The following is a 21,227-nucleotide window of genomic DNA, read 5'->3' on the forward strand; positions in this document are numbered from 1 at the left end:
GCTATTTTACAAGTTGCGGGTATTTAACACCCAATTGTTCCAGGTAAGTATTGTATTTGGAAGGATCATAATAATAAGGTTTCAGCAGGGGCCGATAGGTATCCATGATCCTTTTATTCAGTTCAATGGCAGGTGGATTATCAGGCTCCACAAAAGAAACATATTTCGTGTCCTTCGTTTGCACATTACGGTGATAGTCCCATGCATCACGGATGATCTGCGGATTGGTAAACAGATCAATCAGGGTGAGCGCCACCACCTTGCTGCCTGCCAGTACGCCTTTGTGAGCGATGGGTGTAGCCATCGCCATGGCATCCGCCCAGTTGTGGCCCGGGGTTCCCGGTATATTGGAGGGATACCGCAGTACAACAGTCGGTACATTCCAGGCGATATCAGCAATATCATCGCTGCCGCCACCCATGGAGAATTGAACCGGTCCTTTTAAGGAATCAATTTTTGTGGCCAGCCCGTCGATTGGTTCACCCATCGCAGTTTTTTTAGGAGCGTTCACCAGTTTCTGCACCGCCCTTGCGAATTGCTGGTCGTCATCGGACCAAACAGGCAATCCAACCGACCTGATATTATCATAAACCGACTCTGCGATGGCTTTATTAAAATGACCCGGCCATGCGGTACCCAGCAGGCGGTATGAAACCCTTGTGCCGGTCATAGCTGCAACTGACTTTGCATAAAGCACTGCCTCATCATACATGGACCTGATGTCTTCGTATGTTCTTTCCCGTAAATAATACCAGACCGATGCTTTGGAAGGCACCACATTGGGCTGGTCGCCGCCGTCGGTCACCACATAGTGGGAACGCTGGGTGGGCTTCAGGTGTTCGCGTTTGAAATTCCAGGCGATATTCATCAGCTCAACCGCATCCAGCGCACTTTTACCTCTCCAGGGAGCCCCTGCAGAATGGGCTGAATTTCCCTCGAAAGTAAATTCAACTGAAACCAGCCCGTTGTTGCCCGCATCGCCCCAGGACACACCAAGGTTACTGCTGACGTGGGTAAAAATACAGGCATCCACCTCTTTGAAAAAGCCGTCACGTATATACCAAGCCTTGCTTCCAACCAGTTCCTCTGCCACGCCGGGCCAGATCACCAAGGTGCCGGGCAGGTTTTTAGCTTCCATGATTTTTTTTACTTCGATGGCTGATAATACCAGCAGCGGCAATCCGGAATTATGTCCTTCCCCGTGGCCGGGAGCTCCTTCCACGATGGGTTCTTTATAGGCCACTCCGGGTTTTTGGGAGGCTTTCGGAATGCCATCGATATCACTGCCCAGCGCTATTACTGGTTTACCATTTCCCCATTTAGCCAGCCAGGCGGTGGGGATGCCACTGATACCGCGTTCTATTGTAAATCCGTGTTTTTCGAGTATGCCTGTCAGGTAGGCCGAGGTTTCTGTTTCCTGGAAGCCCAGTTCAGAAAAACTGAACACCTGGTCCACCATCTCCTGGGCCATTTTCATTTTACCCTCCAGGGAAGTCAGCACATCCTTTTTCATGGTGGCAACCATGGGATCGGGTTTGGCTTTCTTCTTTTGAGAAAATACCTGGAGAGAAAACAGGAATGCCAGCATAGTGACGAAGGAATATCTGTAGCTCATGTGTAGGGGATTTCCTTTCCAATTTAAACAATCGCAGGGGTATGTGGAAAAAAACCGGTGCATTACCGTTAGTGAGGGATGGTTTCAGGAATGCCAATTGGCTTTTTCCCACTTCCAAAACAATTCCGACCAATGAGCAACGGGTTCGTGGATGCCCATTCGCCTGCCCAGCATACCCAGAATCTCACCAACGCCCAGCCCCGAATGCCGGAGATGGGTAATACTGGTATCCCCGGCAGATTTGGATAATTTCTCACCCGACACATGGGTCAGTAATGCATGGTGATAAAACGCAGCATTCATGAAAGTACTATCCGGCAGGAAGCGGCAGAGATCAAGTTGCACCAGGGATGAATCCAGGAGGTCCTCCCCCCTTATGATCAGATCCACGCCAAAATAATCATCATCGATGACGGAAGTCAACTGGTAGGCCGGGAAGCCATCCTTTTTCCGGACCACCCAGTCGTGCAGGGCGCCGGGGAAACTGTATTCTTTGATGGTTCCATCTGGCCCACGCATCCCAACAGCTCCGGACCTGCTGGTGTTAAACCTCCAGCTCGCGCCGGGAGTGTCCAGGGGCAGTTTTTTTTCGCGGCAATTACCCGGGCATCCCGCTTGCAGGCCTGATCGGGCCATGGTGGCCCGGGAACAGGTACAGGCATATACCAATCCATTTTCTGCCAGGTGATCCAGTGCATTCCGGTACAGGTTCAGCCTTTGGAGCTGTGACCAGGACCTCCGGCAATCGTCCGGATCCTGCGGACCTTCATCCCAGGGCAGGTCAAAAAAGCGCAGGGTATCAAAAATATCGTGGAGGTATTCTTCCCGCACTCTATCCTGGTCAAGATCATCAATCCTGAGCAGGATGCCTGCCTTGAATTTCCTGGCCAATCCGGCTGTCAGGATGAAGGAGAAAAGGTTTCCCAGGTGCAGGTAACCGCTGGGGGTAGGTGCGATTCGGGTTTTGCGGAAAACGGGCACCTGGTTCAAGGGCAACATATGGGCAAAGTTTTATCGGGTCAGCGCTGGTGGCCTGGTAACAAAAATAGCGAACCCGGCGTAGCTGACAAGTGTTGGCATCAGCGTAAAAATTTGTTTGAATATTAATTTTGTTTTTATATTCGCACCCCGCAAGAGCGGAATGGATCGGTAGTTCAGTTGGTTAGAATGCCGCCCTGTCACGGCGGAGGTCGCGGGTTCGAGTCCCGTCCGGTCCGCAGAAAAGGACTATCAGCGATGATGGTCCTTCTTTGTTTTGTGGAAATCAGCCGGCGGGAAATTTAAGGATGAGTTAGCTTTTGCATCAATCGTCACGATTCCAGCTATGAAACAGGGTAGCAGATAAATTCTACCAGCGAAAGAGTTATATTAAACTGATTTGATAAAGCAATCAGAGATTTTGAGAGTCAGAACAGGAAATGCTATTTTAAATACCGCTCGCATTGTTTCCAGAAACCAGAAAAAGAGGGATAATAATCAGTTACCTGCGGAAACATCCAGTCGCGGCTGTCTTTAATACCAGGATAATGGCCAAAAGCCGGATGTTCCTTCGCAATAAAAGCCTCGCTCATGTCCAGATTACAATCTTTATATAAAGATTGCAGTGAAGATACCTCGCCACAATATATCTGTATGCCTGCTATATTTTGGGAAAGTTTGATGATAAACGCTATTACTTTTTCACTTACCGGAAACTTGCTGAAATGAGAGGGTTCCAACAATAAAACCCGGTTTACATTTTCATTTTTTCTCCAAAGCGGATCAATATTATAAGCATTGTAAATTAATGTGGGTTTTGTTGTATCAACAAGCGGCAGTGCTGTTGCCGGAAGTGTTGTTTGCAATTGTAAAGTACTGGTTCCCTTTAATGCATTCGGCACCCAAATTGACGATAAATTATCGTAGGGCATATCTAAAAATGTATGCTGCTGTCTGGTGTTTGTATATTTATTAATGTTATCCTGGTTACAAAAATATTTTTTTGAAGAAAAAGCGCCTGCCACCCATTGCCAGCTACAATTGTTACTCGCAATATCACCATCCAATAAATGATAGTACAGCCATTTTGAAGGTTGCAACCAATGCGCCCTGGCAATATTGCAGGTGATAGAAGCCAAATACATTCTTATGTGATTATGCATGTAGCCTGTGGCATATAATTTTTTTATTTGATTGTCAATGACGGCAATGCCGGTAGCGGCATCATGTATGGCAGTAACCATCCGGTGATGCTGTACATCTGGTTGGGGGTGTTTTAAATCCTCCCAGATTAAATCGCATTTTACCTGCCATACCCGTTGAAAATATTCGCGCCATGCCAATTCCTGTAAAAACTTTTCTATTTCATACGGCTTATATCCTCTTTTCAACACAGATTCCTGAACCTGCCTGATATTAATGACACCTCTTGAAATATAAGGCGATAAACGGGTAACGGCGCCAGTAATATAATTCCTTGTTTTTGCATATTGAACAGGGTTAATATGCGCTGTTTTTTCAAGTATCAAATCATAGTCGGTGGTAAATTCAAATTGTAGAGATTCTTTTAAATCACTCAATAAGCCTGACATAACTATCTTTTACTTATTTTATTATTTGTAATTGTTTTTTGCCGTGTACACCTAAAACGGGTAACCTCATTGCCTCTTAAAGCAGCGTGCTTGGTACTCCGGCCATTGGTCCTTTTGCGCCAGAGTTTAAAACTGCCGGCTTTCAATTCTTTACGCATTAAAGCGATCACCTGTTTTTCCTTTAGCCCAAACTGCATTTCAATAGCTTCAAAACTGGTACGGTCTTCCCAGGCCATTTCAATTATACGGTCAATGTCTTTTATGGAGAATGTTTGTTCAATCATGGTTTTGCATATTTTAACCATTGTAAACGCCGTGTTCTCTATGCGCCTCTTTGCATTACACTGATTCCATTGTCATGCCATACGATATTATTTTTCGCATGTATTATCATTACAGGATTGGGCTGTTATTTATTTTTTCTGCATTTATCGCTGCAATACTTTACTTCAGTCCAAACTTTTGACCATTTTTTACGCCAGCTAAAGGGCCGGTTGCAGACAATGCATACTTTAACCGGTAAATTTTCTTTTTTTACAGTTTTCATTATTCTAAGAAGCTATCAAGCTTTTGCAGGAACTGTTCAGCATTGGCTAAATGAAGTTGTTGTTTTTCGGTTGACATTTTATCAAAAGTATTTACCAGCATACCTAAACGTGGATTTTTTAAAAAGAAACTGCGGTGTACATGCATAAAACGCCAGAACAATCCATCCCATACAGGTTGCCAATTACCTTTTTCATAATCGCCCATTTTCAATAAATAATTACTTCCGCTTATGTAAGGCTTGGTAGCCATCAGTCCGCCATCGGCAAACTGCGTCATACCGTAAACATTGGGTACCATTACCCAATCGTAGGCATCAATAAACATTTCCATAAACCACCGGTACACTTCATCCGGATCAAATTCGCACAGCAACATAAAATTACCCAGCACCATGAGCCTTTCGATATGGTGACAATAGCCCGTTTTTATAATTTTTTTTATAGTTACATCAATGGGAGCTATCCCAGTTTCACCTGTCCAAAAAACAGCCGGTATCTTTCTTTTAAACTTCCAGTAGTTGGTGGTGCGTTGTTTGCTGCCTTCACGTTCATATACGATGCGGATAAATTCCCGCCAACCCATAATTTGCCGTAAAAACCCTTCCAAAGAATTAAGTGGGATATTGTAGTTTTTTGCAGCTGCAAGCGCTTTGTCAATAATCTGTTGAGGTTTCAGCAGCCCAATATTTAGCATGGGTGATAATACCGAGTGGTGCAGCACGGATTCTTTAGACACAATGGCATCCTCGTAAATTCCGAAATTTTCAAACCGGATCTTTAAAAAGTCATCCAGCCAATTTTCAGCGTCGGCGAAAGTAACTACGAATAAACAGGGGCTGCTTAAATCACCATAATTCTCAGAAAAATGTTTCTGTACGTATTGCCTGGATTCACTTATATACTTATTCTCTTCGGGTATTCCAAGCGCGGGCACCTTCCCGGTTTTTGGAAATTTCTCCCGGTTTTCCGAATCAAATGTCCACTTGCCGCCCAGTGGTTTTCCATCATTTTCCAACAAAATATTTCGTTGCTTACGCTGCCATGTATAAAAGTCAGTTTGAAAATAATTTTTCTTTTTGCTGAAATACCCATCCGCAGCTTGTAAAGAATTTAAAAAACCAGGGCTGTCATAAAGGTGAAGGGTAATTTTATTCTTATTACAGGCCCTGCGCATCCTTTTCAGTAACCAATCATCTGCCACCGAAGCTATATGGATATCGGTTATATTTTCCCTGGCGAGGGTATCCACCAGTTGCCTGCAATCATTTTCTTTCAGGTTTGTATCAACATAATTAACAGCATAGTCATTTTGCTTTAACCAGTTTTCATAAAACTTCATACTGGCCCTGTGTAACAATAATTTTTTCCGGTGAAAATTATACTGCCTGAAAAACAACCACTCTTCCACCAGGTAAACCACCCGGTTTTGTTGCAATGCCGGGTGATTTTGGAATAACTGGTGCGGAAAAATGATAGTAACTCCATCTGCCATACCGTAATAAACGACAATCAGGGCTTAATGTTTAAAAAAACGGCGACTTTGAAACTATAATACCTACATTAATGCCCTATAAATTCGTCCCCTAGCTTCTTCAACCGGCGTAAATTGATTATTTCTTTATCGCTTTTATCAGGACAAATGATCCTTCGCCATAACCAGGTTTTGCTATTTCAAATGACATAATTTCATCAAGCCCTTTGAACAATGTCTGGGTATAGGTGAGATCCCTGAACCTCGCTTTCTTCAGTTCTTCGGCGACCCTGTCTACCTTGTAAAAATTAGCAGACCTGTAAAAAATGCTTTGGGGCTTTTTCGCTTCATACATCCTTCCGATTGCGCTTTCCTTATCAATGAATCCAACAATCAGGCAGGCTCCGTTTTTCAGCACCCTGTATGCTTCCTTAAACGCTTCATGTAAATCATCAAAATAACTGATACAAAATGTCATCAGCACGAAGTCATATTTATTATCCTTGTAGGGAAGTGATTCAGCTTTTCCATCCATTACTTCAATTCCTCTTTTGGCGGCAAGGCTGCGCATATTGGCGGAAGGCTCAATTCCTTCCCTGATACCCAGCGCTTCAGCAAACCTTCCGGTTCCCATGGCCACTTCAATGCCGTATATATTGTCGCCGGTTGGAAGAATATCACGGATTGCCTCCAGTTCTGACTGGAACACAAAAGGATACTTTTCAAACCATTCTTCATATTCCGCAACGTGCTGATCAAACGCGAGTGTTTGTGACATACAATAATTTTTGAAAGGTTATAAATGTCTCAGGGCCGGGAAAACCTTGATTCAGGCAGAAGAATTTCAATAAGGCGGGATCAGAAGCATATAAAATTAACCCTATAATACAAGAAGAAAGATGACAATAGTCAGTTGCCGGATTTATTTTTATCACGCAAAACCAGCCATACACTTAACCCCAGGCTTACCAGGAAGACCACTAAAGTGCCGGTTTCCACCAAACCGGGATCCAGGTCGGCACCGGTCAGTTTCAATATCAGGAAATGAATATAGGACCCCGACCGGTCATGGTATCCAAGCGCTCGCCTTACGTCCCAGTGCCAATCCGTACAGAAGCAATACCCCCAACCATACCAGATACCCAGGACAAACCAGGAGAATGCAGTAAGTGACAGGGTGAGCAACTGAAGTTTCCTTGTCTTCCGGAAGGCCCACCCAACAATATTGAAAAGGGTAAATACCGTATGGAACACAAAGAAAAAGATATTCAGGAACTGGTACCAGCTGTTCATATTATCATTCAGAATTAAAACGGCGATGGACTAATACAGGTCCAGCCACCATCCACCACGATGCTCTGCCCGGTAATGTGTTTTGCTTTATCCGACACCAGGAAAAGGGCCGTATTGGCGATATCGTTTACAGAAGCAGGCCTGCCCATGGGAGTCAAACGCGACCAGGTGGCAGCATAAGCGGGATCATTCAGGGTTCTTTCCGTTAAAGTTGCCCCCGGTGCAATGGTGTTCACATTGATCTTAAAAGGAGACAATTCTATCACCAGGTTTTTTGCCAGCATTTCGAGTGCGGCCTTGCTCATGCCATAGGCAGCCAGGTCCTTATGTGCCTGGTGACCCGTAACAGATGAAGTGAATAGGATGGAACCACCCGATGGCTGCTTTTTCATCTGGCTGGCGGCAGTCTGGGCAAGAAAGAAACTACCTCCCAGGTTAACCTGCATTACTCTCTCAAACGACTCTTTGGGATAAGTAAAAAAATCCCCGAACAAGGTAATGCCGGCATTGGCAATGGCGATGTCCAACCGGCCGAATTTATTTACTGCCACATCAACCATCTCCCGGATAAAAACCAAATCACTGGAATCCCCGGCCATGGCCAGACATCTACCATGGGTAGTTTCCCTGATACGCTTAACTGCACTTTCCGTCAATTCGGGGTCAAGATCGTTTAACACCACAGCGGCCCCTTCTTCGGCAAGAGCCCTGCAGATCTCATACCCTATTCCCTGGCCGGCGCCTGTAACAATGGCAACTTTATCTTTAAATGTCATAGCAATTCGTTTAATGCGAATCCCTTGATACATCCTTTCCGGAACCGCCTTTTAAAAAATCCATATCAGCGCCCAGGTGGGCCTGTTCTACATGCATCTGGTATAAGTGCACATATCCGCGTGACTGAACAGGTTCTGAAGGTGCCCAGATGGCTCTCCGCAAATCCAGCTCCTCTTGGGAAACATGTAATTCCAAAGATCTTTTGTGGGCATCCAGGGTGATCATATCACCATTGCGAACAAGTGCCAGCGGGCCGCCAACAGCGGCTTCGGGGGAAACGTGCAGCACCACCGTACCAAAGCCAGTACCACTCATCCGGCCATCAGAAATACGAACCAGGTCTGTAATACCCTGTTCCAGCAGTTTTTTTGGCAATGCCATATTTCCCACTTCCGCCATGCCGGGATAACCCCGCGGTCCCACATTCTTGAGTACCATGATGCTATTGCCGTCAATATCAAGTTCAGGATCGTCTATACGTGCATGATAGTCTTCGATATTCTCAAAAACAACTGCCCTGCCAGAATGTTTCAGTAATTGCGGGCTGGCTGCGGATGGCTTCATCACAGCACCATCAGGCGCGAGATTTCCCTTTACCACCACAATACCCGATTCCGCTTTAAAGGGACGATCCATGGTGGAGATTACATCGGGGTTGTAGATTTCCGCACCCTGACAATTTTCGCCAATGGTTTTACCATTCACCGTAATGGCATCAAGGTGAATGATGGCCGACATTTCCTTTATCAATGCAGGCAATCCGCCGGCATAGTAAAGGTCTTCCATATAGTGTTGTCCGGATGGCTGGATATTGGCCAGCAAGGGAACCTCCCGGGAAAATCTGTCAAAATCATCTAACTCCAGGTCAACGCCGATACGGCCGGCAATGGCCAGGAGGTGGATGACAAAATTGGTCGAACCGCCAATGGCGGCATTCACCCTGATGGCATTTTCAAACGCTTTACGGGTGAGTATGCGTGACAGGGTCAGGTCCTGTTTTACCATTTCCACAATGCGGCGCCCGGATAATTGCGACAGGACTTTACGTCGCGCATCCGCAGCGGGAATGGAAGCATTATTGGGCAGCGACAGTCCAAGCGCTTCCACCATGGCAGCCATGGTGGAAGCCGTACCCATTACAGCGCAATGCCCCTGTGTGCGGGCCATACAGGCTTCCGCCTCCAAAAACTCGGCAGGTGTTATTTCACCTAATTTACTGGCCACATCAAAGCGCCAGACATCCGAAGTTCCAATATCGCGTCCTTTCCAATGACCTTTCAGCATGGGTCCGCCGGAGATAACCAGTGTGGGCAGATTCACACTGCAGGCGCCCATCACCAGCGAGGGGGTTGTTTTATCGCAGCCGCACAAAAGCACCACCCCGTCAATTGGATTGGCGCGGATGGACTCTTCCACATCCATGCTCACCAGGTTGCGGTATAGCATGGCGGTTGGCTTTACCAGGGTTTCACCCAGGGACATAACGGGGAACTCTACCGGAACCCCCCCGGCCTCCAACACCCCTTTTTTCACAGCTTCCGCAAGGTCCCTGAAATGGGCATTACAGGGCGTCAGTTCACTCCAGGTATTACAGATCCCGATCACCGGTTTACCCTCGAACATATCCGTAGGGATGCCCTGATTTTTCATCCAGGCGCGGTAAATGAAACCGTCCTTCCCTTTGCGACCAAACCAGTTACTGCTTCTGAGGTTCATGGGTTGCTTTTAATGGTTGTACCGCTTAAGCCAGGATTTGATTAATCTGTCTGAGTTCATCATCAGCAAACCGGTAATTCGACAGGCATTTCAGTGAATCATCAATTTGTTCCGGTCTGCTCGCCCCAATCAGCACGGAGGTAATGCGTGGATCTTTTATCACCCAGGCAAGCGCCATCTGCGCCAGGGTCTGGCCACGCTGTTTTGCCAGTTCGTTTAACCGCGCTGCTTTTGCAATGCTGGTTTCGGTAACTGCATTTTCTTCCATGGCACCATTACCCAGGTGACGGGCTGCCCGTGAGAATTCCGGAATTCCTTTCAGGTATTTATCGGTCAGCAGTCCCTGCGCCAGCGGCGAGAAAGGAATACAGCCCATACCCTCCTCTTCCACAGCTTCGAGTAATCCGTCTTCAATCCACCTGTCGAACATATTGTATTTGGGCTGGTGGATCAGGCAGGGTGTTCCCAGTTGTTTGAGTATGGCAGCTGCTTTGCGGGTCTCGGCCGGAAGGTAGCTGGAGATACCCACATACAGGGCCTTGCCCTGGCGAACGATCAGGTCCAGTGCAGCCATGGTTTCTTCCAATGGGGTTGTCGGATCGGGACGATGGTGATAAAAAATATCAACATAATCCAGCTTCATTCGTTTCAGGCTCTGGTCCAGGCTGGACACGAGGTATTTCTTTGACCCCCAGTCGCCATAGGGTCCGGGCCACATGCGCCAGCCGGCTTTGGAGGAGATCACCAGTTCATCGCGGTGGTCGCGAAAATCGGAGTGCAGGATCCTGCCGAAGTTTTCTTCGGCTGAGCCTGCAGGTTGTCCGTAATTATTGGCAAGGTCAAAATGGGTGATGCCGGCATCAAAAGCCCTGCGCAGGATGGCCCGGCAATTTTCTATCGGATCTATATCCCCGAAATTGTGCCAGAGACCCAGGGACACAGCAGGAAGCATGAGGCCGCTATTTCCGCAGCGGCGGTACTCCATCGAATCATAACGGGAAGGGTTAGGTGAATATGACATAGCAGTGTTAGTTTTGGTTTTGATTGCAGGTATAAAATCAATGGATGGCTTTCCTGATCTTCATGGCAACCGGATCCCAGTTGATGATTTTCTTTTGAAAATAACTGTCGTTGCAGGAAAGGCAGGGGGCGGCTGCACGGAAGCCAAAAACCGCATCTTCCACCACAGGCTTTCCGGTTCTGATGGCCTCAAAGAAATTGGTAAAATGATCGAGGTGTGCATTATATCCCGCCGGCGCTTTATATTGAACATCCGCTTTTACAGGTGCCTGCCGGTCTTCCGCGCTGTACTTTTTATTGTATTCATTCATTAAAGCATCCTGCATGGACTTCGTGTAGGTATTCAATGCATCCCAGCCGCCGATCCCGGGTGCTTTGGCCATGAGGCTGTGTTTGATCAGGAGGCTGTTCCCCCTGAGATCCATTACGCCTTCTTCCCCGATCATCCGGATGGAGCTGGTATCGCCGCCGCCGCTGATGAAATTAACCCTTAAGGAGAGTTGGAAAGGCGGATGTTCGACTGCCTGGGGGTACTCCATGATGGCTGTCATGACATCGGGCACATCACGGCCATCTTTCCAGTGCGACAATTGTCCGGAGGAGAATATTTTATCGGGACCTTTAGAACCGGTAATCACATGAATGGCGGAAAGCAGGTGTACAAACAGGTCTCCGGCAACCCCGGTACCATAATCGCGGTAATTACGCCACCAGAAGAACTTTTTTGCATCATAGGGAATCTTCGCCGCGCCTGCTATATACCTATCCCAACTGACTGTTTCGGGAGATGCGTCCAATGGCATGGTATATTGCCAGGCGCCAAGAGCACTCTGGCGGTCGAAGGAAGCTTCGATCATATTCAGTTTTCCGATCTCTCCAGCCCTATATAGTTCTGCCGCTTTTGCATATACGATGCTGCTTACCCCCTGGCTACCAACCTGCATAATTTTACCACTTGCTTTCTGGGCGGCAATTACCGGCAAGCCCTCACTGATCCTGTGCACCATGGGCTTTTCACAATACACGGCCTTGCCAGCCTGCAAAGCATCGATGGTGATTCTTGCATGCCAGTTATCGCTGGTCGCAATAATCACAGCATCTATATCTTTCCGGTTCAGTATCTCACGGTAGTCCTGGGTTACAAACAGGTCCCTGCCGTACAACTCCTGAGCACGTTCGAGTCTGCCTTTATACAGGTCGCATGCGGCCACCATCTCCACGCCCGGAACTTTCAGGGCAGAACCGATATTCTGGTAGCCCATAATGCCCATACCGATCACGCCGATCCGGATTGCATCGTTGGATGAGATTTTTTTATCATAGGACAATATCCTTTCCTCTGCGTCGTCAGAAGATAAAGCCAGGAGTGGTCCTGAAGCCAGCAACATTGCGCTGCCTCCAAGCGACTGAAGGAATCTGCGCCTGGAGGATGAATTGTTTTTAAGAGCCATGATTAACCTTTAGCAATTTTTAATTAGAATGGATTCTAAAGATAAGAATTGCATCGTTCCTCACAGCAGGGCTAAAAAAAAGACGGACAGCATTATTTGCGGTCCGTCTGTCTAAAATCAATATTCAAACTTGAACTGGGCTTCACCATCCGTGCCTGTCAGTGCATATCCTTCCGCATCATAGGTAAATTGATTGCTTTGATTTTCGTCCAGTTCGGTTCCCGGGAAATCGAAATTCATAGTCAACAGGTCATTCTTTGCTGCAAACTGAAGGGAGAACCCTGCATGATCCAGGATATATTTCGAAACGACGGGAAAAATTGGTTTCTTGTTTCCGTAGGTAAAAGTGGCCTTGAAAAAATCGCTGCCCACAGATTTAACCTGGGTAAGGTTTCCATTCAGGTACTGAAGGTCAAAGTCCATTTCTTCTTCCATCATTTTCATCAGCAGGCGAATCTTTGTAACCTGTCCGTTGGTAACAGTATAGGTCAGTTCATCATCCTCAATTAAATCATCAGGTTCGCCTGCGACCTGCCTCCAGCTCTTGAAAGTGCCGGTTGCGGGAATGTTATTCAGGTAGGTATAGGTATAGATATTTTTAACGCCGTCATTAATTTCTTCCACCTTGATAACATTACCTGCCACGTCGTAGGTAAAGTTGGTTTTATCCGTATTGTCTGTGCTGATTACAGACACAAGGCGCTTGCCGGCATCATAGGTAAAGTTTAGCACTTTGGTTTCACCATTTTCGGTGACGGTCATTTTTTTTAAGAGGCGGGAGTTGTTGTTGTTGCCGGAGCCTGGCTCTTCAGATTTATCTTTCTTGCAGGCGGACATAGAAATGGCAGCAATGGCTGCCACCATCAGGAAAATTTTCTTCATAAAAAAGGTTTATACGTTTTTAAAACGGAGGCAATATTACAAGCCGGTATCCAAAACGATAAACCCTAACAGGATGAAATGCGTTAAAATCTGTATGAACGGATGAGTTCCCTTCCCTTGGGAGGGTGGGCGAAGGACCAAACTCAACAAGATTCAAAAGGTTGAAATATTTGTCAAGCCGGCCTGTACGGAAATTCCGCTCTGCATAATCACTGTTTTCCGTCAATAATTGACCATAGAAACCAATGCAGACGTATCGCTAGGGTAAGAGAGTTGATTCGAAATTTGTACCTGGCATATTGTGGTTATTTAGCTCCGGAATAAGGTGGACAGTTTCAGTGGAATTTCAACTATGATCGCATAAGGCCCGTGGTCTATTTCCACCGAGTTACTTGCGTTAAGCTATTGCAAATAGTATCCGATGATCAACCAAGCGAATACCAGGTCCCTTTTCCAACACCATGCTTCTGCAAATGTTTGTCATCGACCAGTGCTTCAAGGTGTTTCTTAATAGTATTCCGGTTAGCCTCTGTCAGCACCACTATGTCACTGATTGTTATACGACCCCTTGACTTTACCAACTCCAAAATTTTCAGGGATAGTTCCGGAAGCCGACCTAATAACAATTTTTCCCTTTCCAATTTTACTTCCAATCGTTGCTTTTGTTGTTTCAGTGCCTTTAGAAAAAATAATATCCAGGGTTGCCAGTTGGGGTTATCTGAACGCAGCGTTCCCTGTGTTTGTCGTAGTCCAAGATAATATCCTTCTTTGCTATTCTCAATTACGGCTTCCAACGAACTATACGGGACATAGGCGTACCCTGCCGAAAGCAAAAGCCATGTAGTTAGAATTCTTGATAGCCTTCCGTTACCATCCTGGAACGGATGAATTGCCAGGAATTCAACGATAAAAACCGAAATGATAAGTAATGGGTGCAATCTTTTTTTCTCCATCCCTTCCCATGTCCATTCCACCAGTTCTGCCATTCGAAATGGCGTATCAAACGGGCTTGCTGTTTCAAAAACAACCCCCAGGCTTTTTCCATCAGCGTCAAAGGCCTCTACATGATTATGGTTCTTTTTATATCCTCCCCGATGCCAGCTATCTTTTTCGCTATACTGAAGTAGATCTCTGTGAAACTGTTTGATATAATTTTCTGTAAGCGATATCTCCGTGTGATGCTGAAAGATAGTATTCATTACTTCAGCATAACCCGCTACTTCCTGCTCATCTCTTGTATTGAATTTTTTTATTTTAAGATTGCTGAGCAATGCTTCTACCTGCTGGTCACTCAATTTGCTTCCCTCAATCCTCGTAGAGGAACCTATACTTTCGACGGTAGCTACCCGTTTTAACGATTGCAATTGTTCAGGAGCCAATTGGCCTAATGCCCTCCAGGCCCCCTTAAATTCATCTATTTCGGCAATCAATGAAAGGAATTTTGGAGTAATCTGAATATGTTGAACATTAATCATTACCCGTATTATTACCCAAAAATACCCAAATGCAAGAAATTACCCAAATATTTACCCGTAAATACCCAAAAATTACTCTGTTTTGGATAAGTTTGAGTAACTACTTGAAATTCCGCTCTGTATAATCACTATTTTCCGTCAATAATTGATCACAGAAATCAATGCAGACAAAATCGCTGCCATAAAAGAATTGATTCGAAATTTGTACCTGATTAATAGTGGTCATTCAGACCCGGAATAAGGTGGTCAGCACCAGTGGAATTTCCAGCCGTGAACTCCTGGCTTTGGGCTGCAGGCCACTGAGCCCCTTTTCCAGATACATCTTGTACCACTTGTAAAACGTGCTCTTGTGGATACCCAACTGCCGTAAGGTTTGGTTCACCCCCAGTTCAGAGCCATCCACCAATCGAATGATCTCTTCTTTCTCCGCAGCTGATAGTCGCATATACTTTCTCCTTTTTTCGTTTACTCCAAAATGGTCAAGCTTTTTTTTACTATGTCATAGCGCAGCATCAGATCCGCAACCATTTCTTTGAGCTTCTGATTCTCCTTCCGCAAATCAGAGACTTCATCGGAAGTGGCTTCGCGGGTAATATCCCCGGAGAGCCGCTTTTTGCCGGCCTCTAAGAACTCTTTATTCCACTTGTAAAACTGGGTTTGGTGAATACCGTGCTTTCTACAGATCTCCGCTACAGAAGTCTCCCCGCGGATCGCTTCCATGACAATCAGTATTTTCTGTTCTGAAGTAAACAGGCGTCGGGTCTTACGGCGAATGTCCTTGACAAAATTCTCCGTAGATTGTTTGGATGGGATTGATTTCATTGTTAGAAATGTTTAATGATGAATAATCTCAAAAAAACACTCTCTTAAATTACTACCTTAATGGTACACTTTGCGCTGAAGATTTACAGTAAATGTTGACCCCACTGGACTTGAGGGAAGTTGAGTTACAAAGCAACCGCCCACTCCAATCATACTCGAATATGCTTTTGCAATTGTCACAGTGAAAGTATATTCCGTGTTCGGACAATACTCATTACTCTCAGATGGAGAAATTGATTGGGCATTAGCTGTTTTAAAGAGGATGCCGCTTAACAGGAGAAGGAATTTGTTTCATAACTATTTTATTCTTTTTCTAAATGAAAATGAAAGCCAATCGACATCTGGAATCCGTTTTTGCTACTCCTAAATGTGCCTGAGGGATCGTTCGCGGTGTGTAGCTTATGTGAGTACCCTAACAATATTTCCAAACCAACTGATGAATTGAAAAAAACCTCTGATCCACCCATTAAAAAGAACTGGTTAAACTTACCTCTATCTTTTGGCGGATTGTTGTTAGCGTTTACTCCAAACTGGTAACTTACATCGGCGAGAAGGTTAAATTGCTTATCAGGTTTCAGGAAGTAATATCTTGCAAAGGGTCCTATAGCGAATTTGATATTATTATTAATTCCTCCACCTGAACTCTCTCCTTTATAAGAAGTAAGAAATGGCCTCAACCCACAACCCAGTTTTTCAGCAAAAAAATAACCCACAGTACCTGATAAATCGATACTTGTGTATTTACCGGTAACATCAATCGAGGGGTGTGTATAATGCTCGTTATAGGAGTAAAAGCTACCAGAGCCGCCTAATAACCAGGTATTCTGAGATAACTGTCCATTTGATACGGATACAGAAAAGAAAGCCGCAATGAACAAAAGAAATTTCATAGATAAGTTTATGAAGCGAACATAAACTGGCTATATTATCGGAATATTATCGTCGTATTAATATAGCGTGAAATTGATTGATGCAGGGGAATGTATGCCTTGGTTACATAAGGTGGAAATTCCGCTCTGCATAATCACTATTTTCCGTCAATAATTGACCATAGCAACCAATGCAGACAAATCGCTGCCGTAAGAGAATTGATTCGAAATTTGTACCTGACTAATAGTGGTTATGCAGACCCGGAATAAAGTGGTCAGCTTCCTTGGAATTTCCACCCAGTATAGTAATCAGCTCCGCCTCTTTGGAGCCGAGCATCTCTTTCAGAATTTTCTTTTCGGCATCCCGTCCGATGACAGATTCTTCCATAAGTTATGGACAAATTTATTCCTTTATAATCATCCACAAATACATCAAATTTTACACTTTCAAATTACCGCTACAAATTTCAAGTCACTATCATCCTTCCCCTGGAGGAGGAGGAATCTCTGAAGGCGGCTTTTCATATGGCTCTTCATCAGGGATGATATCTGGCTCCTCTTCCGGAATTTTTGGCGCATCTGGTTCCGTGGCAGGTTTTACCTCGGGCAGCTTCTCGGGAACCGGCATTTCCGCCGGCTCATCCGGTTGTATTTTCTTTGGCATACACTATGATTTTTTTCTGTTCTTTTCCCACAGATCCATAAAATCCAACACCTCCTCATCAGAGAGGTTGTAAAATGTTTCATAGGCCTGTGAAACGGCGTAATAATAATCCGGCACTTCAAGGATAATCACATCATCGACCATTTTCCTCAGCCTGTTTTCCATTTCATTTCCGGCTACCGGCGCAGCCACCACCAGTTTTGCCGGTCCCTTTTTTTTACACATCTCAATGCCTGCAAACAAGGTTGCACCGGTAGCAATACCATCATCCACCAGGATAACGGTCTTCCCTTTCAGTTCAGGGAATGGCTTCCCCCGGCGTAGAACCTGGATCCTGCGTGCTATTTCTTTTTTCTGCTGCAACACTACTTCTTCAATCACTGTTTCTGGCAGCTCCGACCGTGCCTGTGGCCTCAGGTAAACAGAACCATCTTCGGCGATGGCCCCAAAAGCGTATTCCGGGTTAGAGGGATGCCCCAGTTTACGGGACACCAGTAATGAAAACTCACCCTGCAACTGAATGGCCACATAATAACCCGTTTCCGCGCCCCCCCTGGGTATCCCCAATACCACCGTATCGGGCCCCTTGTATTGCTCCAATGCTATGGCCAATTGCATGGCGGCATCCCTTCTGTCTGTAAACATGGTGCATGTTTTATGATATGATCAATTCCGCACTTTTACCAAACCTGGTCCCGAACCTTTCCGATAATAACTGAATCCGGTCCAGGCACCACTCCCGATCCTTACCGGTGGCCAGGTTAACCTGGCAATCACGGATCAGCACCGGAACCAGTGCAAGTTTCTGAATCAGGTGTCTTGCTGCGGTGACCTGGAAATAGAATGAATGGTCGTTCCGGTAGTTTTCATGTACGGCATAATCATCTACAAAGTCGCCCGTATCATAAAGTATCAATTTCCCTTTGTACAGTTCAATGCCCTGGAAATTGTGCGCACTGTGCCCGTGAATGATATCCGCGCCGGCATCAATCATCTCATGGGCAAAGGAGATGAAACCCGGTTCGGGATATAGGTTCATGTTAGGTCCCCAATGAATACTGACGATTACAATATCTGAATGTCTATAAAGATCAGCAATACTCTTAACCGCAAATTTCCGGTCGACGCCCGAAGAAATATCAATATAGTTCGTACCGGGTTCCGCCTCCCCGGCTTTCCAGTCCGGCTCATTATCAGTAAATCCAACAACACCAACTGCCAGACTGTTTTTCACAAGAACCCGGGGACGAATGGCTTCTGCCCGGTTTAAACCGGCGCCGGCATAAGCAATCCCGGCTTCTTTCAGGGTTGACAAAGTTTCAATTAAACCTTCCTTTCCAAAATCCAGCACATGATTATTGGCGAGGTTTACCAGGGAAATTTCAGCACCAAGCAGGGTATCCACCTTATCCGGTGTTGCTTTAAAATTGAAAGTTTTGGGAGCCTTCCTGTTGTAATGAGTAAATGCATTTTCCAGGTTAACGATATTGATATCGGAAGTCTTCAAAACCGGCAGCAGGTTTCCCCATGGATATAGTGATCCATTTTCGCTGATGGCCGTGTGAACGCCTCTTCCCAGCATCACGTCACCAGCCAGACCTATCTTGATGTGATGACCATTCATAATTCATTTATCAAACAATTTCTGCATTATTTTCCTGGTTGCTGAACTCCTTCATACGGTCTGCATATTCATCCAGTGCCTGTTTGACAAAATATGCCACTGTACCTTCCTGCACGGGACTGCCGGATTTTACCCCGGTCAGGATTTCAATACCGTCATCAATTGTATCCACTGCCCAGATATTAAATTGCTGCTGTGATACAGCCTTCAGTACCTCATCTTTCAACATCAGGTTCCTGACATTTGAAGCAGGAATGATTACCCCCTGTTCACCCGTCAGACCAACTGATCGGCACACTTCGAAATATCCTTCAATCTTTTCATTCACCCCGCCAATAGCCTGAACTTCGCCCTTCTGGTTAACAGAGCCGGTTACTGCAATTCCCTGTTTTATCGGAAGTTTCGACAGGCTTGAAAGGATGGTATACAATTCTGCAGAGGATGCACTGTCGCCTTCAACCTCTGAATAACTTTGTTCAAATACAATCCGGGCGACAATACTGGCCGGACTGTTCTGGAAATATTTTTCAGACAGGTAGCCGGAAAGGATCATGACGCCCTTGGTGTGAATGGGGCCGCTTAATTCAGCCTCCCTCTCGATGGCAACCACCCCTTCTTTACCCAGGTTAACACTGCAGGTTATGCGATTCGGCCGGCCAAATGCGATGTCGCCCAAATCAATAACGGAGAGACCATTGATCTGCCCGGTTTTCTCACCTTTCAAATCAATGAACAGTTGCCCGGTGGTGATCATTTCATTTATCTTTTCCTGGATCAGGTTAGACCGGTACAATTCTTCTTCGATGGCTTTAAGGATATGGCTTTCTGTTATGTGGTCTGATTTATCCCCGAGGGCATAATGGTGAGCTTCCCGGACGATGTCTGCAATATCCCCGAAACGGGTACTTAGCTTGTGCTGGTCACTTACCAGCCGGGAACCATATTCCACTACCCTGGCCACCGCATCTGCACCAGGTTTCAGCAGGTTTTCATTTTTGCAGGTGTACTGGACAAACCTGGAATATTCACTTTCTCCTTTGGGTGTCCGGTCCATTTCTGTATCAAAATCTGCCTTCACTTTAAAGAGTCCTTTGAATTCGGGCTCATAGGAAAACAGCAAGTGGTAATAGGTCGGATGGCCAATCAGGATAACTTTTACATGCAGGGGAATGGCCTCCGGTTTCAGTGTTTTTGTGGTGAAAAAACCATATTGTTCGCCGGCTTCCTCAATTACAATTTCCTTGGTCTTCAGCGCCCGTTTCAACGCATTCCAGGAAAAATAATTACGCAATAATTCTTCCACCCTGATAATCAGGTACCCGCCGTTGGCCGCATGCAGGGAGCCCTTCCGAATCATGGTAAAATCTGTCAGCATAGTACCCATGTAGGACTCTTTTTCAACCCGGCCCATCAAATTGCTGTAGGTGGGATTTTGTTCAATAATTACCGGGGCCCCGTTCAATTCAGAATTATCAACCAGGACATTCACTTCATACCGGTTCAGGAAATTGCTGGCGCGCTGCCCGTTATTTCCACCCTGACTTTTATGGGCCAGCAGGAATTCCGCAAGATTATCCAGGATATCATTCTTAACATCCATGAGGTACTCAAGAACCAGCGGCACCTGTTTGTAATTACCGGCCACATCTTCTATGCGGGAACTTATCGTAATGATGGCAACATCCTTTTCGAGCTTACTCAACTCCCGGTTTACTGCTTTTTCCTGCTTACGCAATTCACTCAGTTTGACCTTGATTTCATCCAGGAACTTATCCTGTTTCTTGCGCAGATCGTCCTGCTGCCACTGGGGAAGGGCGCCAAATTGTTCGTCTGTCAACGGTTCTCCGTCAATCATCGGGATCGTAATGATTTCCCATGGCGTTTGCTTTAATAACAGGGACTCCTCTTTTGCCCTTTCACTCAGGACATTAATAGCCTGGGATTGCTGCTCTTCAAACGCGGAAATAACCTTTAAACGGCGGTTGGCATATTCTTCACTCTCAAAAGCCTTGAACAAAGATTGCCATACATCCACGATCAGATCTTTCATCTCTTTTTTGAATGCGATTCCCCTGCCTGTAGGCAGACTCAGTTTTGTAGGCTGATAAGGATCCCTAAAATTGTTCACATAACACCAGTCTCCTGGAGTCGCTTCGCTTTTTGCAGGTTCCTGAACAAATATCTTAACTGCTGTGAGGCGCCCCGATCCGGCCATTCCGGAAGCGTAAATGTTAAATCCATCGGATTTGATGCCCACCCCCAGCTTTAACGCCTTCGAAGCTCTGGGCTGACCAATAATCGGGTTTGAAATCTGGGTAAGATCGGCTGATTCAATTACAACAGTTCCGGTATCGCAGGTGTTACGCAATTCGTTTAGAGCAAGCTTCTTTTTCATCTGTTGATTATTTACTTATAAATCCAATCCTACCC

The 21,227-nt window shown here is 45.7% G+C and carries 21 protein-coding genes, 1 tRNA gene and 1 pseudogene; 1 reads left to right on the top strand and 22 read right to left on the bottom strand.

Annotation, left to right across the window (positions count from 1 at the left end; genetic code table 11):
* Position 1: 1 nt before the first annotated feature.
* Positions 2–1,615, bottom strand: a complete 1,614-nt coding sequence (locus BC349_RS03850) for an amidohydrolase (RefSeq protein ID WP_187255413.1) — start codon at positions 1,613–1,615, stop codon at positions 2–4.
* An 84-nt stretch (positions 1,616–1,699) separates the two neighbouring features.
* Positions 1,700–2,614 carry a glutamate--tRNA ligase family protein gene (locus BC349_RS03855; RefSeq protein ID WP_187255414.1) on the bottom strand — a complete coding sequence of 305 codons (915 nt, stop codon included), beginning with the start codon at positions 2,612–2,614 and terminating at the stop codon, positions 1,700–1,702.
* Between the two features lie 144 nt (positions 2,615–2,758).
* On the opposite strand from BC349_RS03855, the gene BC349_RS03860 reads away from it, so the two are divergent.
* Positions 2,759–2,832, top strand: a tRNA-Asp gene (locus BC349_RS03860).
* A 204-nt stretch (positions 2,833–3,036) separates the two neighbouring features.
* Here the strand turns inward: BC349_RS03860 and BC349_RS03865 are convergent.
* From BC349_RS03865 to BC349_RS03960, 20 genes and pseudogenes are all read right to left on the bottom strand, one after another.
* Positions 3,037–4,185 carry an FAD-binding domain-containing protein gene (locus BC349_RS03865; RefSeq protein WP_187255415.1) on the bottom strand — a complete coding sequence of 383 codons (1,149 nt, stop codon included), beginning with the start codon at positions 4,183–4,185 and terminating at the stop codon, positions 3,037–3,039.
* A 2-nt stretch (positions 4,186–4,187) separates the two neighbouring features.
* Entirely contained in the window at positions 4,188–4,469 is a 282-nt protein-coding gene (locus BC349_RS03870) for a TIGR03643 family protein (protein ID WP_187255416.1), read from the bottom strand.
* 125 nt (positions 4,470–4,594) lie between these two features.
* Positions 4,595–4,732, bottom strand: a complete 138-nt coding sequence (locus BC349_RS20150) for a DUF2256 domain-containing protein (RefSeq protein WP_187255417.1) — start codon at positions 4,730–4,732, stop codon at positions 4,595–4,597.
* The gene (locus tag BC349_RS03880; RefSeq protein ID WP_187255418.1) at positions 4,732–6,225 is read right to left on the bottom strand and encodes a cryptochrome/photolyase family protein; all 1,494 of its coding nucleotides are present in this window, start codon (positions 6,223–6,225) and stop codon (positions 4,732–4,734) included. The genes BC349_RS20150 and BC349_RS03880 overlap by 1 nt, the downstream gene beginning before the upstream one ends.
* A gap of 118 nt (positions 6,226–6,343) precedes the next feature.
* Positions 6,344–6,982, bottom strand: a complete 639-nt coding sequence (locus BC349_RS03885) for a class I SAM-dependent methyltransferase (protein ID WP_187255419.1) — start codon at positions 6,980–6,982, stop codon at positions 6,344–6,346.
* Between the two features lie 131 nt (positions 6,983–7,113).
* Complete coding sequence (locus BC349_RS03890) at positions 7,114–7,497, bottom strand: DUF2784 family protein (protein ID WP_187255420.1); 384 nt, start codon at positions 7,495–7,497, stop codon at positions 7,114–7,116.
* Between the two features lie 14 nt (positions 7,498–7,511).
* Positions 7,512–8,273, bottom strand: a complete 762-nt coding sequence (locus BC349_RS03895) for an SDR family NAD(P)-dependent oxidoreductase (protein WP_187255421.1) — start codon at positions 8,271–8,273, stop codon at positions 7,512–7,514.
* 10 nt (positions 8,274–8,283) lie between these two features.
* Positions 8,284–9,990 carry an IlvD/Edd family dehydratase gene (locus BC349_RS03900; protein WP_187255422.1) on the bottom strand — a complete coding sequence of 569 codons (1,707 nt, stop codon included), beginning with the start codon at positions 9,988–9,990 and terminating at the stop codon, positions 8,284–8,286.
* Positions 9,991–10,015: 25 nt separating this feature from the next.
* Entirely contained in the window at positions 10,016–11,011 is a 996-nt protein-coding gene (gene mgrA, locus BC349_RS03905; protein ID WP_187255423.1) for an L-glyceraldehyde 3-phosphate reductase, read from the bottom strand.
* A gap of 37 nt (positions 11,012–11,048) precedes the next feature.
* Entirely contained in the window at positions 11,049–12,461 is a 1,413-nt protein-coding gene (locus BC349_RS03910) for a Gfo/Idh/MocA family protein (protein WP_187255424.1), read from the bottom strand.
* A 117-nt stretch (positions 12,462–12,578) separates the two neighbouring features.
* On the bottom strand, positions 12,579–13,343 hold the full coding sequence (locus BC349_RS03915) for a hypothetical protein (RefSeq protein WP_187255425.1): 765 nt from the start codon (positions 13,341–13,343) through the stop codon (positions 12,579–12,581).
* Positions 13,344–13,768: 425 nt separating this feature from the next.
* The gene (locus BC349_RS03920) at positions 13,769–14,818 is read right to left on the bottom strand and encodes a Fic family protein (protein WP_187255426.1); all 1,050 of its coding nucleotides are present in this window, start codon (positions 14,816–14,818) and stop codon (positions 13,769–13,771) included.
* Positions 14,819–15,044: 226 nt separating this feature from the next.
* Positions 15,045–15,266 (bottom strand): annotated as a pseudogene (locus BC349_RS03925) (transposase); the annotation flags it as partial.
* Between the two features lie 17 nt (positions 15,267–15,283).
* Positions 15,284–15,640 carry a transposase gene (locus BC349_RS03930; RefSeq protein ID WP_187255428.1) on the bottom strand — a complete coding sequence of 119 codons (357 nt, stop codon included), beginning with the start codon at positions 15,638–15,640 and terminating at the stop codon, positions 15,284–15,286.
* 302 nt (positions 15,641–15,942) lie between these two features.
* Entirely contained in the window at positions 15,943–16,530 is a 588-nt protein-coding gene (locus tag BC349_RS03935; protein ID WP_187255429.1) for a hypothetical protein, read from the bottom strand.
* Positions 16,531–16,750: 220 nt separating this feature from the next.
* A complete protein-coding gene (locus BC349_RS03940) occupies positions 16,751–16,897 on the bottom strand; it encodes a hypothetical protein (RefSeq protein WP_187255430.1) in 147 nt (48 codons plus the stop codon).
* Between the two features lie 90 nt (positions 16,898–16,987).
* Entirely contained in the window at positions 16,988–17,173 is a 186-nt protein-coding gene (locus BC349_RS03945; protein WP_187255431.1) for a hypothetical protein, read from the bottom strand.
* A 3-nt stretch (positions 17,174–17,176) separates the two neighbouring features.
* Positions 17,177–17,818 carry a phosphoribosyltransferase gene (locus tag BC349_RS03950; RefSeq protein WP_187255432.1) on the bottom strand — a complete coding sequence of 214 codons (642 nt, stop codon included), beginning with the start codon at positions 17,816–17,818 and terminating at the stop codon, positions 17,177–17,179.
* A gap of 10 nt (positions 17,819–17,828) precedes the next feature.
* Positions 17,829–18,797, bottom strand: a complete 969-nt coding sequence (locus BC349_RS03955; protein WP_187255433.1) for a CapA family protein — start codon at positions 18,795–18,797, stop codon at positions 17,829–17,831.
* A 10-nt stretch (positions 18,798–18,807) separates the two neighbouring features.
* Positions 18,808–21,192: a Lon protease family protein gene (locus tag BC349_RS03960; RefSeq protein ID WP_187255434.1), complete on the bottom strand. Its 2,385-nt coding sequence runs from the start codon at positions 21,190–21,192 to the stop codon at positions 18,808–18,810.
* Positions 21,193–21,227 lie beyond the last annotated feature (35 nt).

This window comes from Flavihumibacter stibioxidans (assembly GCF_014332695.1).
Classification (GTDB): Bacteria; Bacteroidota; Bacteroidia; order Chitinophagales; family Chitinophagaceae; genus Flavihumibacter; species Flavihumibacter stibioxidans.

What these genes read in the sequence shown, in the direction of transcription:
- BC349_RS03850 (WP_187255413.1), bottom strand. Translation starts at nt 1,615, where the DNA reads ATGAGCTACAGATATTCCTTCGTCACTATGCTGGCATTCCTGTTTTCT.
- BC349_RS03855 (WP_187255414.1), bottom strand. Translation starts at nt 2,614, where the DNA reads ATGTTGCCCTTGAACCAGGTGCCCGTTTTCCGCAAAACCCGAATCGCA.
- BC349_RS03865 (WP_187255415.1), bottom strand. Translation starts at nt 4,185, where the DNA reads ATGTCAGGCTTATTGAGTGATTTAAAAGAATCTCTACAATTTGAATTT.
- BC349_RS03870 (WP_187255416.1), bottom strand. Translation starts at nt 4,469, where the DNA reads ATGATTGAACAAACATTCTCCATAAAAGACATTGACCGTATAATTGAA.
- BC349_RS20150 (WP_187255417.1), bottom strand. Translation starts at nt 4,732, where the DNA reads ATGAAAACTGTAAAAAAAGAAAATTTACCGGTTAAAGTATGCATTGTC.
- BC349_RS03880 (WP_187255418.1), bottom strand. Translation starts at nt 6,225, where the DNA reads ATGGCAGATGGAGTTACTATCATTTTTCCGCACCAGTTATTCCAAAAT.
- BC349_RS03885 (WP_187255419.1), bottom strand. Translation starts at nt 6,982, where the DNA reads ATGTCACAAACACTCGCGTTTGATCAGCACGTTGCGGAATATGAAGAA.
- BC349_RS03890 (WP_187255420.1), bottom strand. Translation starts at nt 7,497, where the DNA reads ATGAACAGCTGGTACCAGTTCCTGAATATCTTTTTCTTTGTGTTCCAT.
- BC349_RS03895 (WP_187255421.1), bottom strand. Translation starts at nt 8,273, where the DNA reads ATGACATTTAAAGATAAAGTTGCCATTGTTACAGGCGCCGGCCAGGGA.
- BC349_RS03900 (WP_187255422.1), bottom strand. Translation starts at nt 9,990, where the DNA reads ATGAACCTCAGAAGCAGTAACTGGTTTGGTCGCAAAGGGAAGGACGGT.
- mgrA (WP_187255423.1), bottom strand. Translation starts at nt 11,011, where the DNA reads ATGTCATATTCACCTAACCCTTCCCGTTATGATTCGATGGAGTACCGC.
- BC349_RS03910 (WP_187255424.1), bottom strand. Translation starts at nt 12,461, where the DNA reads ATGGCTCTTAAAAACAATTCATCCTCCAGGCGCAGATTCCTTCAGTCG.
- BC349_RS03915 (WP_187255425.1), bottom strand. Translation starts at nt 13,343, where the DNA reads ATGAAGAAAATTTTCCTGATGGTGGCAGCCATTGCTGCCATTTCTATG.
- BC349_RS03920 (WP_187255426.1), bottom strand. Translation starts at nt 14,818, where the DNA reads ATGATTAATGTTCAACATATTCAGATTACTCCAAAATTCCTTTCATTG.
- BC349_RS03930 (WP_187255428.1), bottom strand. Translation starts at nt 15,640, where the DNA reads ATGAAATCAATCCCATCCAAACAATCTACGGAGAATTTTGTCAAGGAC.
- BC349_RS03935 (WP_187255429.1), bottom strand. Translation starts at nt 16,530, where the DNA reads ATGAAATTTCTTTTGTTCATTGCGGCTTTCTTTTCTGTATCCGTATCA.
- BC349_RS03940 (WP_187255430.1), bottom strand. Translation starts at nt 16,897, where the DNA reads ATGGAAGAATCTGTCATCGGACGGGATGCCGAAAAGAAAATTCTGAAA.
- BC349_RS03945 (WP_187255431.1), bottom strand. Translation starts at nt 17,173, where the DNA reads ATGCCAAAGAAAATACAACCGGATGAGCCGGCGGAAATGCCGGTTCCC.
- BC349_RS03950 (WP_187255432.1), bottom strand. Translation starts at nt 17,818, where the DNA reads ATGTTTACAGACAGAAGGGATGCCGCCATGCAATTGGCCATAGCATTG.
- BC349_RS03955 (WP_187255433.1), bottom strand. Translation starts at nt 18,797, where the DNA reads ATGAATGGTCATCACATCAAGATAGGTCTGGCTGGTGACGTGATGCTG.
- BC349_RS03960 (WP_187255434.1), bottom strand. Translation starts at nt 21,192, where the DNA reads ATGAAAAAGAAGCTTGCTCTAAACGAATTGCGTAACACCTGCGATACC.